Raw genomic sequence first — 13934 nt, 5'->3', positions numbered from 1 at the left:
GATGGCCGCGCACGATGAGAATGTGGTCTGGCACGCGCACGCGGTGACGCGTGCCGATCGCCAGCGGCAGCATGGCCATCAGGGCGCGGTGCTGTGGTTTACCGGGCTTTCCGGCTCGGGCAAATCCACGGTGGCGGGCGCGCTGGAGCAGGCGCTGCATCAGCTGGGCGTCAGCACCTATCTGCTGGACGGTGACAACGTGCGCCACGGCCTCTGCCGCGATTTGGGCTTTAGCGACGCCGATCGCAAGGAGAATATCCGACGCGTCGGCGAGGTCGCCAGGCTGATGGTGGACGCCGGGCTGGTGGTGCTGACCGCCTTTATCTCACCGCATCGCGCTGAGCGCCAGATGGTGCGCGAGATGCTGGGCGAAGGGCAGTTTATCGAGGTGTTCGTCGATACGCCGCTGGCGATCTGCGAGGCGCGCGATCCGAAGGGCTTGTATAAAAAAGCGCGTGCCGGCGAGCTGCGTAATTTCACCGGTATCGATGCGGTTTACGAGGCGCCGTCGCTGCCGGAAATCCATCTTGATGGCGAACAATTGGTAACAAAATTAACGGCGCAACTGTTAGATCTGCTGCGCGGGCGCGATATTATCAAAGCCTGAGATTGCAGCGGCAAACTGCCTGAGAGCAGGCCGCTACGCGCAACAACAGGATACCTATGCATAATGTCACACCCCTGCTGGCCCGTAAAAACGATCATGACCAGGACGAACGCGCCTGGTCTTTTCCTGGCGGCGTTATCGGTTTTATCTCTTACTGGTGCGCGCTGGCGATCCCCTTCCTACTCTATGGCTCCAACACGCTGTTTTTCCTGCTCTATACCTGGCCTTTTTTCCTCGCGCTGTTACCGGTTGCGGTGCTAACGGGCATCGTCTTCGGCCTGCTGCTGCGTGGTCAGCTTATCTGGACGCTGCTGCTTACGCTGGCCACCGTGGTCTGCCTTTTCTGGCTGCTCTTCTCCTGGCTGACCGGCTGGTAAGCCCTTCGCGTTCTCTTTAAGGCGCGGCCATCGCCGTGACCGCCCGCTGACAGAGGGATGCGCCGCCCGGTTCAGGGCATGATCAAACGCGACCGCAGGTTACAAAACTTTACCTGCTGCGGCATTTTCAGGCGTCTCGCGGAGAATGCGGCGCAATTTCGCCTGCGGAGTGGAGTCCGGCGAAAAGTTATGGGATGATTGAGCCGTTTTTCAGGGGGCGGGGATGGGAAAACTGACGCTGCTGTTACTTGCTTTGCTGGCCTGGCTGCAGTATTCGCTGTGGCTGGGCAAGAATGGTATTCATGATTATACCCGCGTCAGCGATGACGTGGTGGTACAACAGGCGAACAATGCCAAATTAAAAGCGCGCAACGATCAGTTGTTTGCCGAAATCGACGATCTCAACGGCGGTTCGGAAGCGATTGAGGAGCGCGCGCGTAATGAGCTGGGGATGATTAGACCTGGCGAGACCTTCTATCGCCTGGTGTCGGATCAAAATAAACGTAACGGGCAGCAGGCCTTGCCGAACCAACAACGATAGCAATGACCACAATAACTGACTCCTGGCCGGATATTATCGCCGTGGTGCCCGCTGCCGGTATCGGCAGCCGTATGCAATCCGGGCGCCCCAAGCAGTACCTGACTATTGGTCACTCCACCATTCTGGAACACAGTATCGCCAGCCTGCTGGCGCATCCGGCGATTAACCGGGTGATCGTTGCGCTCAGTCCGGAAGACAACTATTTTCAACAGCTGCCGTTGGCTCACGATAGCCGCGTTCTCCCGGTTATCGGGGGAAAGCAGCGCGCTGATTCCGTACTGGCAGGGCTGATGTCCGCTGAACACGCCGATTGGGTACTGGTGCATGACGCGGCACGCCCCTGCCTGGCGGCGGAGGATTTGCAGCGTTTGTTAGCCATCAGCCGCCACAGCCGTGTGGGCGGCATTCTGGCCGCGCCGGTGCGCGACACCATGAAGCGCAGCGAGCCGGGCAAAGAGGCGATAGCCCATACGGTGGAGCGCGAAGCGTTATGGCACGCGCTGACGCCGCAGCTGTTTCCGCTGGCGCTGCTGCGCCAATGCCTGACGCGCGCGCTGAACGAAGGCGCGACCATTACCGATGAAGCGTCGGCGCTGGAATATTGCGGCTATCATCCTGAGCTGGTGGTCGGGCGCAGCGATAACATCAAGGTCACGCGTCCCGAAGACCTGGCGCTGGCAGCCTTTTATCTTACTCAATTACATAACAAGGAGTACGCATGATGCGTATTGGTCACGGTTTTGACGTCCATGCTTTCGGTGGCGAAGGCCCGTTGATTATTGGCGGCGTGCGGATTCCGTTCGACCATGGATTTATCGCGCACTCCGACGGCGATGTTGCGTTGCATGCGCTGACGGACGCGCTGCTCGGCGCCGCCGCGCTGGGCGATATCGGCAAACTTTTTCCCGATACCGATCCTGCGTTTAAAGGCGCGGACAGCCGCGGCCTGCTGCGTGAAGCCTGGCGTCGCATTCAGGCGAAGGGCTACCGCTTAGGCAACGTCGACGTGACGATTATCGCTCAGGCGCCGAAAATGCTGCCGCACGTGCCGCAGATGCGTATCAATATCGCCGAAGATCTCGGCTGCCACATGGATGACGTCAACGTGAAGGCCACCACCACCGAAAAGCTGGGCTTCACCGGCCGCGGCGAAGGTATCGCCTGCGAAGCGGTGGCGCTGCTGATGCGGACGGAGGCGTAATGGCGCTTCCAGCATGGCAGTGGCTGCACGGCAAGCCCGGCATCCAGGGGCAGCTTAAAGCCAGTCCGGAAGATTTCGCCGTTATCGAAGATCTCGGCTACGAGGCGGACGGTGAAGGGGAGCATCTGCTGGTGCGTATTCGCAAAACCGGCTGCAATACCCGTTTTGTCGCCGAGGCGCTGGCCAAATTCGCCAAAATCCATCCGCGCGATGTCAGCTTCGCCGGGATGAAAGATCGCTATGCGGTGACGGAGCAGACCCTCTGCCTGCGTCTGCCGGGCAAAGAGACCCCCGATTTTTCCGTCTTTTCGCTGGAAGGGTGCGAGATCCTGCAGCTGGCGCGCCATAAACGCAAACTGCGCACCGGCGCGCTGGCGGGCAACGCCTTTAAGCTGGTGTTGCGCCAGATCAGCGATCGCGCCGCGCTGGAAGCGCGTCTGCAGCAGGTTTGCGCCGGCGGCGCGCCGAACTATTTCGGCCAGCAGCGTTTTGGCTTTCAGGGCAGCAATCTCGATCAGGCGAAGCGCTGGGCCGCTAATGAAATTCGCGTGCGCGAACGTAATAAGCGCAGCTTCCTGCTATCCGCAGCGCGCAGCGTGCTGTTTAATCAGGTGGTCAGCGACCGGCTGGCGCAGCAGGGCAGCCTGACGCAGGCGATGCCAGGCGATGCGCTGCAGCTTACCGGACGTGGCAGCTGGTTTGTGGCGGCTGAAGAGGAGCTGCCGCAGCTGCAGCCGCGTATCGAGAATAATGAGCTGCGTATCACCGCGCCACTGCCTGGCCGCGGCGAGTGGGGTAGCCGCGATGCCGCGCTGGCATTTGAACAGCAGAGCCTGGCTGACGAAACGGCGCTGATGGCGCTGCTTGAGCGCGAGCGCGTCGAAGCGGCGCGCCGGGCTATGCTGGTTATCCCGCGCGATATGCGCTGGAGCTGGTGCGACGACGCCACGCTAACGCTCAGTTTCTGGCTGCCTGCCGGCAGCTTCGCCACCAGCATAGTCAGGGAACTTTTCGAACAGGAAGGTAACGATGCGGATATTGCTGAGTAACGATGACGGCATTCAGGCGCCGGGTATTCAGGTGCTGGCGAAAGCGCTGCGCGAATTTGCAGAGGTGCAGGTTGTCGCGCCCGATCGCAATCGCAGCGGCGCCTCCAACTCGCTGACGCTGGAAACGCCGCTACGCACTTTCAGCTGGCCTAACGGTGATATTGCCGTGCAGATGGGCACCCCTACCGACTGCGTTTACCTCGGTGTGAACGCGCTAATGCATCCCCGGCCCGATATTGTGGTTTCTGGTATTAACGCTGGCCCTAACCTTGGCGACGACGTGATCTATTCCGGCACGGTGGCCGCCGCGATGGAGGGACGTCACCTCGGGCTACCGGCGCTGGCGGTCTCGCTGGACGGGCATCAGCACTATGACACTGCCGCCGCCGTGACCTGCGCGATTTTGCAGGGGCTGCATCGGGAGCCGCTGCGCACCGGCCGTATCCTTAATATCAACGTACCCGATCTGCCGCTCGATCAGATTAAAGGCATCCGCGTGACCCGCTGCGGTAGCCGTCATCCCGCCGATAAGGTGATCCCGCAGCAGGATCCGCGCGGCAACACGCTGTACTGGATCGGCCCGCCGGGCGATAAGCATGACGCCGGGCCGGACACCGATTTCGCCGCGGTCGACGAAGGCTACGTCTCTGTGACCGCGCTGCATGTCGATCTCACTGCCCATCAGGCGCAGGAGGTGGTCGCCGGCTGGCTGACCAAAGCGGGAGTCGAGGCGCTATGGTGAGCAGACGCATCGAGGCTTTACTGGATCAATTACGTCAGCAGGGCATTGATGATGAGCTGTTGCTGAAGGCGATCGGCGACGTGCCGCGCGAGCGTTTCGTCGACGAGGCGCTGGAACATAAGGCCTGGGAAAATATGTCGCTGCCGATCGGCTCAGGGCAGACCATTTCACAGCCCTATATGGTGGCGAAGATGACCTCGCTGCTGGAGCTGAAGCCGGAATCGCGCGTGCTGGAGATCGGCACCGGTTCCGGTTACCAAACCGCTATACTGGCGCATCTGGTGGATCATGTCTGTTCCGTCGAGCGCATCAAAGGGCTGCAGTGGCAGGCTAAGCGCCGCCTGAAGCAGCTCGATTTGCACAACGTTTCTACGCGTCATGGCGATGGCTGGGAAGGGTGGGCCGCGCGCGCCCCTTTTGACGCTATTATTGTTACCGCGGCGCCGCCGGAAATCCCTGTGGCGCTGATGTCGCAGCTGGATGAGGGCGGCATTATGGTCTTGCCGGTCGGCGAGGAGCTGCAGCAGCTGAAGCGTATCCGACGCCGAGGCGGCGAGTTTGTCGTCGACACCATCGAGCCGGTGCGTTTTGTCCCGCTGGTAAAAGGCGATTTGGCCTGAGCGCGATGGCGAGAGACTACGTATTTCTTCACAACTGATGAATGGCACCGCGATGAGGTTGTTGTTAGTATCAGCCTTCTCATCTGCCAGCAGCAGATAGCCGGGCGCGGTGCATTGCGCCCACAGTTTTAAAGCTCGTCACAGGTTTGTTATCACGGGGGATAAATGAGCATGGGAAGCCCACTTTTTACGTTGAGCCGCGTTGCGGCCGTTTCACTGATTGGATTTTGGCTGGCGGGCTGTACTACGGATAATAACGCACAGGCCCCGATTAGCTCGGTTGGCGGCCAGGCGCCGTCGGGCGGCGGTATGATCGCTTCCGGCGGCGGTATGACGGGCGGTTCAGTACCATCCAGACCTGTATTTTCTTCTTCAGCTAACACCAGCAATGCTAATGTAAATACGCAAAACGGCCGCATCGTTTACAACCGTAGTTATGAGAATATTCCGAAAGGTAGCTACAACGGTGATACATATACAGTAAAACGAGGCGACACGCTGTTCTATATTGCCTGGATCACCGGTAACGATTTTCGTGATTTAGCCCAGCGAAATAATATCGCTGCGCCTTACAGCCTCAATGTGGGACAGGCTTTGCAGGTGGGTAATGGCTCAGGTTCGCCTATCACCGGCGGTAACGCGATCACCGTAGCGGATGCGACGCAGGGTGGCGTTCCGAATTCTCCTGGTTCTGCACAAATCAAATCTTCCCCTGTTGCGCAGCAACCTGTTATTACGTATTCTGATGATTCAGGAAAATCAGGCGGGGGCAAAATGCTGCCTTCAGCGGGGACAACAACTGTTGCAACGACGACAGCCCCGGTTACCGCACCGCCGACGGTAAGCAGTACAACGTCCAGTTCAACCCCTGTGGCTGGTTGGCGTTGGCCTACCGACGGTAAGATTATCGATAACTTCTCTGCTGCCGAAGGCGGTAATAAAGGTGTCGATATCGCCGGTTCGCGAGGACAACCTGTGGTTGCCACCGCGTCAGGACGTGTAGTGTATGCAGGTAATGCGCTGCGCGGCTACGGTAACCTGATTATCATCAAACATAATGATGACTACCTGAGTGCCTACGCCCATAACGACACAATGCTGGTCCGGGAACAACAAGAAGTTAAGGCGGGGCAAAAGATAGCTACCATGGGTAGCACCGGAACCAGTTCAGTTAGATTGCATTTTGAAATTCGTTACAAGGGGAAATCCGTCAACCCGTTGCGTTATTTACCGCAGCGATAAACGGGCAGAGCCTTGAAGTTCTGCCCAGGATCACGGGTAGGAGCCGCTTATGAGCCAGAATACGCTGAAAGTTAACGAGTTACACGAAGACGCGGAATTCGACGAGAACGGAGCTGAGATTTTCGACGAGAAGGCTCTTGTTGAAAATGAACCTGGTGATAATGAACTGGCAGAAGAAGAGTTGTTGTCACAGGGTGCGACGCAACGTGTTTTAGATGCGACGCAGCTTTACCTCGGCGAGATTGGTTATTCTCCGCTGTTGACGGCAGAGGAAGAAGTGTTCTTCGCTCGCCGCGCACTGAAAGGAGACATTCCTTCTCGTCGTCGCATGATCGAAAGTAACTTACGACTGGTGGTGAAGATTGCTCGCCGTTACAGCAATCGTGGTCTGGCCCTACTGGACCTGATTGAAGAGGGCAACCTTGGCTTGATTCGTGCCGTTGAGAAGTTTGACCCGGAACGCGGGTTCCGTTTCTCCACGTACGCCACCTGGTGGATTCGTCAGACGATTGAACGGGCAATTATGAACCAAACCCGTACCATCCGCCTGCCGATTCACATCGTCAAGGAGCTAAACGTTTATCTGCGCACCGCGCGTGAACTGTCACACAAGCTCGATCATGAGCCGAGTGCGGAAGAGATCGCCGAGCAGCTGGATAAACCGGTTGATGACGTAAGCCGTATGTTGCGTCTCAACGAACGCATTACCTCAGTTGATACGCCGTTGGGCGGAGATTCTGAGAAAGCGCTGTTGGATATCCTGGCCGATGAAAAGGATAACGGCCCGGAAGACACCACGCAGGACGATGACATGAAGCAGAGCATCGTTAAGTGGTTGTTTGAATTAAATGCCAAGCAGCGTGAGGTTCTGGCACGTCGTTTCGGCCTGTTGGGCTACGAAGCGGCAACGCTTGAGGATGTGGGCCGCGAAATCGGTCTGACCCGTGAGCGTGTGCGTCAGATTCAGGTTGAAGGTCTGCGTCGTCTGCGTGAAATTCTGCAGGCGCAGGGCCTGAGCATCGAAGCGCTGTTCCGCGAGTAATCGCGTTCAGGCGAAAGGTAATGCGAAAAGCGGTGGTCTGTGACCACCGCTTTTTTATTGCCTGCGATAATGGCGCGGAAGAAAAGGTGACACTTTTTATTGAGAGTCAGCCACTGCGGTATTGAAACGCCTGCAGGGATCCAGGCTACTGCGGTATGACAACGCCTGCAGGAATTCAGGCTACTGCGGTAATGCAACGTCCGCAGGGGCATTCAGGTGACTGCACTATTAAAAGCACTACAGGTAAACTGCGCCGCGTGAATCCGTTCGAAGCATTGCTACCCCAGAATTCCCCTCCGCAGAGGAGATGTCCCGGGGCATGTCACCGATGCTACAGCAGCGATTTTAGCCGGTAGATCCACTCCAGCGCCTGACGCGGTGAAAGCGTATCGGGATCCAGCGCTTCCAGCGCCTCGACGGCGGGTGAGGTCTCTTCCACCAGCAGCGGCAGCTGCGGGCCATCGGCATTGCTTGCCGCCGCCGAGCCTGAGAGCGCCTCCAGTTCTTTCAGCTTCTGACGCGCCCGTTTAATCACCTCTTTCGGCACGCCCGCCAGCGCGGCTACCGCCAGGCCATAACTTTTGCTGGCCGCGCCTTCCTGTACGCTGTGCATAAAGGCGATGGTATCGCCATGCTCTACCGCATCGAGATGGACATTGGCGACGCCTTCCATTTTTTCCGCCAGTGTCGTCAGCTCAAAATAGTGCGTGGCGAACAGCGTCATCGCTTTAATACGGCTGGCGAGGCTTTCTGCACAGGCCCAGGCCAGCGAGAGGCCATCATAGGTAGAGGTGCCACGGCCAATCTCATCCATCAACACCAGACTCTGTTCAGTGGCGTTATGCAAAATATTGGCGGTCTCGGTCATCTCCACCATAAAGGTTGAACGGCCGGAGGCGAGATCGTCTGCCGCGCCGACGCGGGTGAAGATGCGATCGACCGGGCCGATGGTTGCCTGTTCCGCCGGAACGAAGCTACCGATGCAGGCCAGCAGCACAATCAGCGCCGTCTGTCGCATATAGGTGCTTTTACCGCCCATGTTCGGGCCGGTGATCACCAACATACGGCGCTGCGGGGACAGCGCCAGCGGGTTAGCGATAAACGGCTCTTTCAGCACCTGCTCCACCACCGGGTGGCGGCCGCCGGTCAGTTTAATGCCCGGCTTGTCGCTGAGCGTCGGGCGCGTATAGTTCAACGTCCAGGCGCGCTCTGCCAGGTTCGCCAGCACGTCCAGCTCGGCCAGCGCCGCGGCGCTTTGCATCAGCGCGTCCAGGTGCGGCAGCAGTCGATCGAACAGCTCGTCATAGAGCGCTTTTTCCAGCGCCAGCGCTTTGCCTTTCGAGGTGAGGACTTTGTCCTCATACTCTTTCAGCTCCGGAATAATGTAGCGTTCGGCATTTTTCAGCGTTTGACGGCGCACATAGTGCATCGGCACCAGATGACTCTGCCCGCGGCTGACCTGAATGTAATAGCCGTGAACCGCATTGAAGCCGACCTTCAGCGTATCCAGCCCCAGCTTTTCGCGTTCGCGTATTTCCAGCCGGTCGAGATAGTCGGTCGCGCCGTCAGCCAGCGCGCGCCATTCATCCAGCTCGGTGTTATAGCCCGGAGCGATAACGCCGCCGTCGCGCACCAGCACCGGCGGCGCTTCGATGATTGCCCGCTCCAGTAGTTCTCGCAGTTCATCAAACTGGCCCATCTGCTGACGCAACGCGGGCAGATGGCCGGCATCGATGCCTTCCAGTTGCGCATTCAGCTCCGGCAGCTGCTGGAACGCGTGACGCATGCGCGCCAGGTCGCGCGGGCGGGCGGTGCGTAGCGCCAGGCGCGCGAGGATACGCTCCAGATCGCCTACCTGACGCAGCACCGGCTGCAACTCGCCGCTCAGATCCTGCAGCGCGGCGATGCTTTCCTGACGCTGTACAATCACGCGGCTGTCCCGGACCGGCGTATGCAGCCAGCGTTTCAGCATACGGCTGCCCATCGGCGTGACGGTTTTATCCAGCACCGCCGCCAGCGTGTTGTCCACGCCGCCCGCCAGATTTTGCGTAATCTCCAGATTACGGCGAGTGGCGGCGTCCATAATGATGCTGTCCTGCTGGCGTTCCATGGTCAGCGAGCGGATATGGGGCAGGGAGGTGCGCTGCGTGTCTTTGACATACTGCAGCAGGCAACCGGCGGCGCGTAGCGCCAGATGCGCGTTTTCAACGCCGAAGCCGGTCAAATCGCGCGTGCCGAACTGTAGATTCAGCTGTTGGCGCGCGGTATCCAGCTCGTACTCCCACAGCGGGCGGCGGCGCATGCCGCGACGGTTTTCAATCAGATCCATCGCGGCGAAATCTTCGGGATAGAGCAGCTCCGCCGGATTGGTGCGCTGCAGCTCGGCGGCCATCGCCTCGCGATCGGCAGGCTCGGTAAGGCGGAAGCGGCCGGAACTGATATCGAGCGTGGCGTAGCCGAAGCCGCGTGCGTCCTGCCAGATAGCTGCCAGCAGGTTATCCTGACGTTCATTCAGCAAGGCTTCGTCGCTGATGGTGCCGGGCGTCACGATGCGCACGACCTTTCGCTCGACCGGGCCTTTGCTCAGCGCCGGATCGCCGATCTGTTCGCAGATCGCCACCGATTCGCCCAGCTGCACCAGCCTGGCCAGATAGTTTTCTACGGCATGATAAGGCACGCCCGCCATCGGTATCGGTTCGCCGGCGGAGGCGCCGCGTTTCGTCAGAGAGATGTCGAGCAGTTGCGAGGCGCGTTTCGCGTCATCATAAAACAGCTCATAGAAATCCCCCATGCGGTAGAACAGCAGGATGTCAGGATGCTGCGCCTTCAGCCGAAGGTATTGCTGCATCATTGGCGTATGGTTACCAATATCCATATCTGTTGATCCTTTTGCGGTCATGTCACTCAACTTGCGTGTTCCTGTTGATATCTGCGGCGTTCTGGGTATTGAGGCGGATCCTATCGTTAATGCACCTAAAGCGCTACCCGACCTTAGCAGGCGCAACGCTGGAGCGGGAGCGTTATCCGGTTCCCGCTGACGCTTTTTCGGCGCGCCTCGCAAAAGAGCAGGGAAAGCGACGCCTTAATACGCGCCCGGCAGAAGAAATGCTATCCACATCAAAATTAAGGTTATAGAATGGCCGCCTTTTTTGTAGACCCGCCCGGGTTTTTATTGATGAGGTTGTAATGCAGACTTTACCTTCTTGCCCCGAATGCCATTCCGAATATACCTGGCAGGATGGCGACGCGCTAAACTGCCCCGAGTGCGGCCACATCTGGTCTTTGCAGGCGACAAATACCGCACAGGATGAGGGATTAACGGTGCGCGACGCCAACGGCACGCTGCTGGCGGACGGCGACAGCGTGACGGTGATTAAAGATCTGAAAGTGAAAGGCAGCTCTTCGGCGCTGAAGATCGGCACCAAAGTAAAAGGGATCCGCCTGGTGGAAGGCGATCATAATATCGATTGCAAGATCGACGGCTTCGGCCCGATGAAGCTGAAATCGGAGTTTGTGAAAAAGATCTAACGCGCAGGCGCGGCGTCAGCCGCCGCGCCGCCATTAGCTGAACAGCATATCGATGGCGTCGCACTGCGCCTCGCTGAGCGCGCCGCCGCTGTTGCGCGACAGCGGCGTCATATAGCCAAATTTACGCGCCACCGCGGTTTTAATGGTGGTGACGAAATCATCTCCAACGCTGTAGATCGCCATCAGCTTGCCGATGCGCTGCTGAAACTGGCTGAGCGCGGCCAGATCGCCCGCGCGCCAGGCGTGCATCGCTTCGGCAAACATGGCGGGCACCAGATTGTTCAGCCCGCAGATCACGCCAGCCCCACCGGCCAGCAGGTTCGGCAGCAAATATTCGTCGTAGCCGGAAAGCACGGCGAAGTCGGCGCGCACCTTTTTCGTCTCTTCAATTAATGCGCGGTTATGGGAAAGCGCGTCCGTCGTATCCTTTATCCCGATAAAGCGCGGCAGCTCTGCCGCCAGTTCTGCCACCAGCGCGGCGTCCAGATCGCAGCCGGTGCGTGCCGGGAAATTATAGGCGAACCACTTGCCGCCCAGTTCGCTGTCCAGCTGACGATAGTAGCTTAACAGCTGGCGGCGGGTTTGCCCGTAATACCAGGGCGGCAGCACCATCACCGCGTCATAGCCGCTTTCCCACGCCAGATGCGCCAGCTCCACCATATCAGCGCGGCAGGTGCTGGAGACGTTGGCTACCATGCTAAGCCGCGACATCCGGCGCGCTTCACGCAGCAGCAGCTTGCGCTCCGCCTGTGACAGAGAAGCGAATTCGCCGATGCTGCCCATCAGCAGTAGCGTATCGATGCCGGAAGCGTCGAGGCGCGCGAAATGATGCCCCAGCGCGTCGAAGTCGATGCGGTCATCGGGCGTAAAAGGCGTAACTGACGGACACCAGACGCCGGAAAATTCAGGTTGCGATGCCATACTTTCTCCTGATAAAAATGAAACATTGTTTTAACTTAATCGTCTTTCCGCGCCGGTGTCACAGCGGTCAGCACAATAATCCAACCGCGATCGCAATTTTCGTCTTTACTTAATGCGCGCCCGATCCGTCCGGGTCTGCGCCCCTTGGCAGCTTCGTCAACGGACACGTTGCGTGTCCCGACAGCGAGAATAAATCCGCCGTTCGCCTTGCTTAATCGCCTGCAGCCCTCATATAGCGCAGGAACCCGCCTCGCAAAAGCGCAATGTCATCGTGATAAACGGTGAAAAGGGTGCGCTTTGCGCCAGGTTTATTGCTAACGTTGACTGATATCGCTAACAAGGATGGGATGATGACTGACGATCGGCTGAACGAATTAAGCATGCTTACCGGGCAACGCTTGCTGCAGCTCCGTGCGACGGTGACTACCGCCGAATCCTGCACCGGCGGCTGGATTGCCAAGGTGTTGACCGATGTGGCCGGCAGCTCCGCCTGGTTTGAGCGCGCGTTTATCACCTACAGTAATGAGGCGAAACAGCAGATGGTAGGCGTTGCCGAAACCACCCTGCAGCAGTGGGGCGCGGTCAGCGAACAGGTGGTTAAAGAAATGGCCGCCGGCGCGTTAAAAGCAGCGGGCGCCGACTTCGCCATTGCGGTCAGCGGCATCGCCGGACCGGACGGCGGCAGCGCGGAGAAACCGGTGGGAACCGTCTGGTTTGGCTTCGCCACTCGCGGCGGTCAGCTGGTGGCAAAACATGAGGTTTTTCAGGGAGATCGTGATGCGGTGCGGCGTCAAACCGTGGCGCTGGCGCTGCAAACGCTGCAGGATGATTTTCTCAAAAATTTGACTTGATACTGTATGATTATACAGTATAATTACTATCCAACGAACGAGAGCATTGTCCACCCTGGTGGCGTGCTTTACCCCTGCATGATTAGGAGTAAAAATGGCTATTGACGAAAACAAGCAAAAGGCTCTGGCTGCAGCGCTGGGCCAAATTGAGAAGCAATTTGGTAAAGGCTCCATCATGCGCCTGGGTGAAGACCGCTCAATGGATGTGGAAACCATCTCGACCGGTTCACTTTCGCTTGATATCGCCCTTGGCGCTGGCGGCCTGCCGATGGGCCGTATTGTTGAGATTTACGGTCCGGAATCTTCCGGTAAAACCACGCTGACCCTGCAGGTTATCGCCGCAGCGCAGCGTAAAGGCAAAACCTGCGCCTTTATCGACGCCGAGCATGCGCTGGATCCGGTCTACGCCAAGAAACTGGGCGTTGATATCGATAACCTGCTCTGTTCTCAGCCCGATACCGGCGAACAGGCGCTGGAAATCTGTGATGCGCTGGCGCGCTCCGGCGCCGTTGACGTTATCATCGTCGACTCCGTCGCGGCGCTGACGCCGAAAGCGGAAATCGAAGGTGAAATCGGCGACTCCCACATGGGTCTGGCCGCGCGTATGATGAGCCAGGCGATGCGTAAGCTGGCCGGTAACCTGAAGCAGTCCAACACGCTGCTGATCTTCATCAACCAGATCCGTATGAAGATCGGTGTGATGTTCGGTAACCCGGAAACCACCACCGGTGGTAACGCGCTGAAGTTCTATGCGTCCGTCCGTCTTGATATCCGCCGTATCGGCGCGATCAAAGAGGGCGATAACGTGGTCGGCAGCGAGACCCGCGTGAAAGTGGTGAAAAACAAAATCGCCGCGCCGTTCAAACAGGCGGAATTCCAGATCATGTACGGTGAAGGGATTAACGTCTACGGCGAGCTGGTCGATCTGGGCGTGAAGCACAAGCTGATCGAAAAAGCGGGTGCCTGGTATAGCTACAATGGCGATAAAATCGGCCAGGGTAAAGCGAATGCCAGCAACTACCTGAAAGAGAACAGCGCCATCGCCAATGAGATCGAGCATAAGCTGCGCGAGATGCTGCTGAACAACCCGGCGGAAGAGGGCAAGGCGGATTTCTCTGCGGCCGATCATGAAGACGCCGCCAGCGAAACCAACGAAGACTTCTAATCTTCACCCCGGTCAGCCCAGCTGGCCGGGGTTTTTGCGCTTATGGCG

General features: G+C 58.5%; 15 protein-coding genes. 13 read left to right on the top strand and 2 right to left on the bottom strand.

What is annotated here, in order from left to right; genetic code table 11:
• Position 1 precedes the first annotated feature (1 nt).
• The 10 genes from cysC (at position 2) to rpoS (ending at position 7421) form a co-directional block, all read left to right on the top strand.
• Positions 2-607, top strand: coding sequence for an adenylyl-sulfate kinase (gene cysC, locus C2E15_RS16770; protein ID WP_104958370.1), 606 nt, complete (start codon positions 2-4; stop codon positions 605-607).
• Positions 608-663: 56 nt separating this feature from the next.
• A complete protein-coding gene (locus tag C2E15_RS16765; protein WP_038624488.1) occupies positions 664-984 on the top strand; it encodes a DUF3561 family protein in 321 nt (106 codons plus the stop codon).
• A 223-nt stretch (positions 985-1207) separates the two neighbouring features.
• Positions 1208-1525 carry a cell division protein FtsB gene (ftsB, locus tag C2E15_RS16760; RefSeq protein WP_038624490.1) on the top strand — a complete coding sequence of 106 codons (318 nt, stop codon included), beginning with the start codon at positions 1208-1210 and terminating at the stop codon, positions 1523-1525.
• A 2-nt stretch (positions 1526-1527) separates the two neighbouring features.
• Positions 1528-2247 (top strand): 2-C-methyl-D-erythritol 4-phosphate cytidylyltransferase, encoded by a 720-nt coding sequence (gene ispD, locus C2E15_RS16755; RefSeq protein WP_104958369.1) that lies wholly within the window; start codon positions 1528-1530, stop codon positions 2245-2247.
• Complete coding sequence (gene ispF, locus C2E15_RS16750; protein WP_104959221.1) at positions 2247-2726, top strand: 2-C-methyl-D-erythritol 2,4-cyclodiphosphate synthase; 480 nt, start codon at positions 2247-2249, stop codon at positions 2724-2726. Before ispD ends, ispF begins: the two co-directional genes overlap by 1 nt.
• Entirely contained in the window at positions 2726-3775 is a 1050-nt protein-coding gene (truD, locus tag C2E15_RS16745; RefSeq protein WP_104958368.1) for a tRNA pseudouridine(13) synthase TruD, read from the top strand. The genes ispF and truD overlap by 1 nt, the downstream gene beginning before the upstream one ends.
• Complete coding sequence (gene surE, locus C2E15_RS16740) at positions 3756-4517, top strand: 5'/3'-nucleotidase SurE (RefSeq protein ID WP_104958367.1); 762 nt, start codon at positions 3756-3758, stop codon at positions 4515-4517. The genes truD and surE overlap by 20 nt, the downstream gene beginning before the upstream one ends.
• A complete protein-coding gene (locus tag C2E15_RS16735; RefSeq protein WP_104958366.1) occupies positions 4511-5137 on the top strand; it encodes a protein-L-isoaspartate(D-aspartate) O-methyltransferase in 627 nt (208 codons plus the stop codon). Before surE ends, C2E15_RS16735 begins: the two co-directional genes overlap by 7 nt.
• A gap of 165 nt (positions 5138-5302) precedes the next feature.
• Positions 5303-6379 carry a murein hydrolase activator NlpD gene (gene nlpD, locus C2E15_RS16730; RefSeq protein WP_174705702.1) on the top strand — a complete coding sequence of 359 codons (1077 nt, stop codon included), beginning with the start codon at positions 5303-5305 and terminating at the stop codon, positions 6377-6379.
• Between the two features lie 49 nt (positions 6380-6428).
• A complete protein-coding gene (gene rpoS, locus C2E15_RS16725) occupies positions 6429-7421 on the top strand; it encodes an RNA polymerase sigma factor RpoS (protein WP_085070446.1) in 993 nt (330 codons plus the stop codon).
• Between the two features lie 331 nt (positions 7422-7752).
• Here rpoS and mutS read toward each other — a convergent pair whose 3' ends face one another.
• Positions 7753-10296: a DNA mismatch repair protein MutS gene (gene mutS, locus C2E15_RS16720; RefSeq protein WP_104958365.1), complete on the bottom strand. Its 2544-nt coding sequence runs from the start codon at positions 10294-10296 to the stop codon at positions 7753-7755.
• 311 nt (positions 10297-10607) lie between these two features.
• On the opposite strand from mutS, the gene C2E15_RS16715 reads away from it, so the two are divergent.
• Positions 10608-10949 carry a zinc ribbon domain-containing protein YjdM gene (locus C2E15_RS16715; RefSeq protein WP_104958364.1) on the top strand — a complete coding sequence of 114 codons (342 nt, stop codon included), beginning with the start codon at positions 10608-10610 and terminating at the stop codon, positions 10947-10949.
• Between the two features lie 33 nt (positions 10950-10982).
• Here C2E15_RS16715 and C2E15_RS16710 read toward each other — a convergent pair whose 3' ends face one another.
• Positions 10983-11870: a dihydrodipicolinate synthase family protein gene (locus tag C2E15_RS16710; protein WP_104958363.1), complete on the bottom strand. Its 888-nt coding sequence runs from the start codon at positions 11868-11870 to the stop codon at positions 10983-10985.
• Between the two features lie 350 nt (positions 11871-12220).
• Here C2E15_RS16710 and pncC point away from each other — a divergent pair, with 350 nt between their 5' ends.
• Together pncC and recA are read left to right on the top strand one after the other, a co-directional pair.
• Positions 12221-12721, top strand: coding sequence for a nicotinamide-nucleotide amidase (gene pncC / locus C2E15_RS16705; protein ID WP_104958362.1), 501 nt, complete (start codon positions 12221-12223; stop codon positions 12719-12721).
• A 94-nt stretch (positions 12722-12815) separates the two neighbouring features.
• The gene (recA, locus tag C2E15_RS16700; RefSeq protein WP_104958361.1) at positions 12816-13886 is read left to right on the top strand and encodes a recombinase RecA; all 1071 of its coding nucleotides are present in this window, start codon (positions 12816-12818) and stop codon (positions 13884-13886) included.
• The last annotated feature ends 48 nt before the right edge of the window (positions 13887-13934 follow it).

This window comes from Mixta gaviniae (assembly GCF_002953195.1).
In the GTDB taxonomy this organism is placed as follows: Bacteria; Pseudomonadota; Gammaproteobacteria; order Enterobacterales; family Enterobacteriaceae; genus Mixta; species Mixta gaviniae.
This window is presented reverse-complemented; position numbering and strand designations above follow the sequence as displayed.

Coding starts and splice junctions, on each gene's coding strand:
- C2E15_RS16735 (WP_104958366.1), top strand. CDS start 4,511: ATGGTGAGCAGACGCATCGAGGCTTTACTGGATCAATTACGTCAGCAG.
- surE (WP_104958367.1), top strand. CDS start 3,756: ATGCGGATATTGCTGAGTAACGATGACGGCATTCAGGCGCCGGGTATT.
- nlpD (WP_174705702.1), top strand. CDS start 5,303: ATGAGCATGGGAAGCCCACTTTTTACGTTGAGCCGCGTTGCGGCCGTT.
- C2E15_RS16765 (WP_038624488.1), top strand. CDS start 664: ATGCATAATGTCACACCCCTGCTGGCCCGTAAAAACGATCATGACCAG.
- recA (WP_104958361.1), top strand. CDS start 12,816: ATGGCTATTGACGAAAACAAGCAAAAGGCTCTGGCTGCAGCGCTGGGC.
- mutS (WP_104958365.1), bottom strand. CDS start 10,296: ATGGATATTGGTAACCATACGCCAATGATGCAGCAATACCTTCGGCTG.
- cysC (WP_104958370.1), top strand. CDS start 2: ATGGCCGCGCACGATGAGAATGTGGTCTGGCACGCGCACGCGGTGACG.
- C2E15_RS16710 (WP_104958363.1), bottom strand. CDS start 11,870: ATGGCATCGCAACCTGAATTTTCCGGCGTCTGGTGTCCGTCAGTTACG.
- pncC (WP_104958362.1), top strand. CDS start 12,221: ATGACTGACGATCGGCTGAACGAATTAAGCATGCTTACCGGGCAACGC.
- ispF (WP_104959221.1), top strand. CDS start 2,247: ATGCGTATTGGTCACGGTTTTGACGTCCATGCTTTCGGTGGCGAAGGC.
- rpoS (WP_085070446.1), top strand. CDS start 6,429: ATGAGCCAGAATACGCTGAAAGTTAACGAGTTACACGAAGACGCGGAA.
- C2E15_RS16715 (WP_104958364.1), top strand. CDS start 10,608: ATGCAGACTTTACCTTCTTGCCCCGAATGCCATTCCGAATATACCTGG.
- truD (WP_104958368.1), top strand. CDS start 2,726: ATGGCGCTTCCAGCATGGCAGTGGCTGCACGGCAAGCCCGGCATCCAG.
- ispD (WP_104958369.1), top strand. CDS start 1,528: ATGACCACAATAACTGACTCCTGGCCGGATATTATCGCCGTGGTGCCC.
- ftsB (WP_038624490.1), top strand. CDS start 1,208: ATGGGAAAACTGACGCTGCTGTTACTTGCTTTGCTGGCCTGGCTGCAG.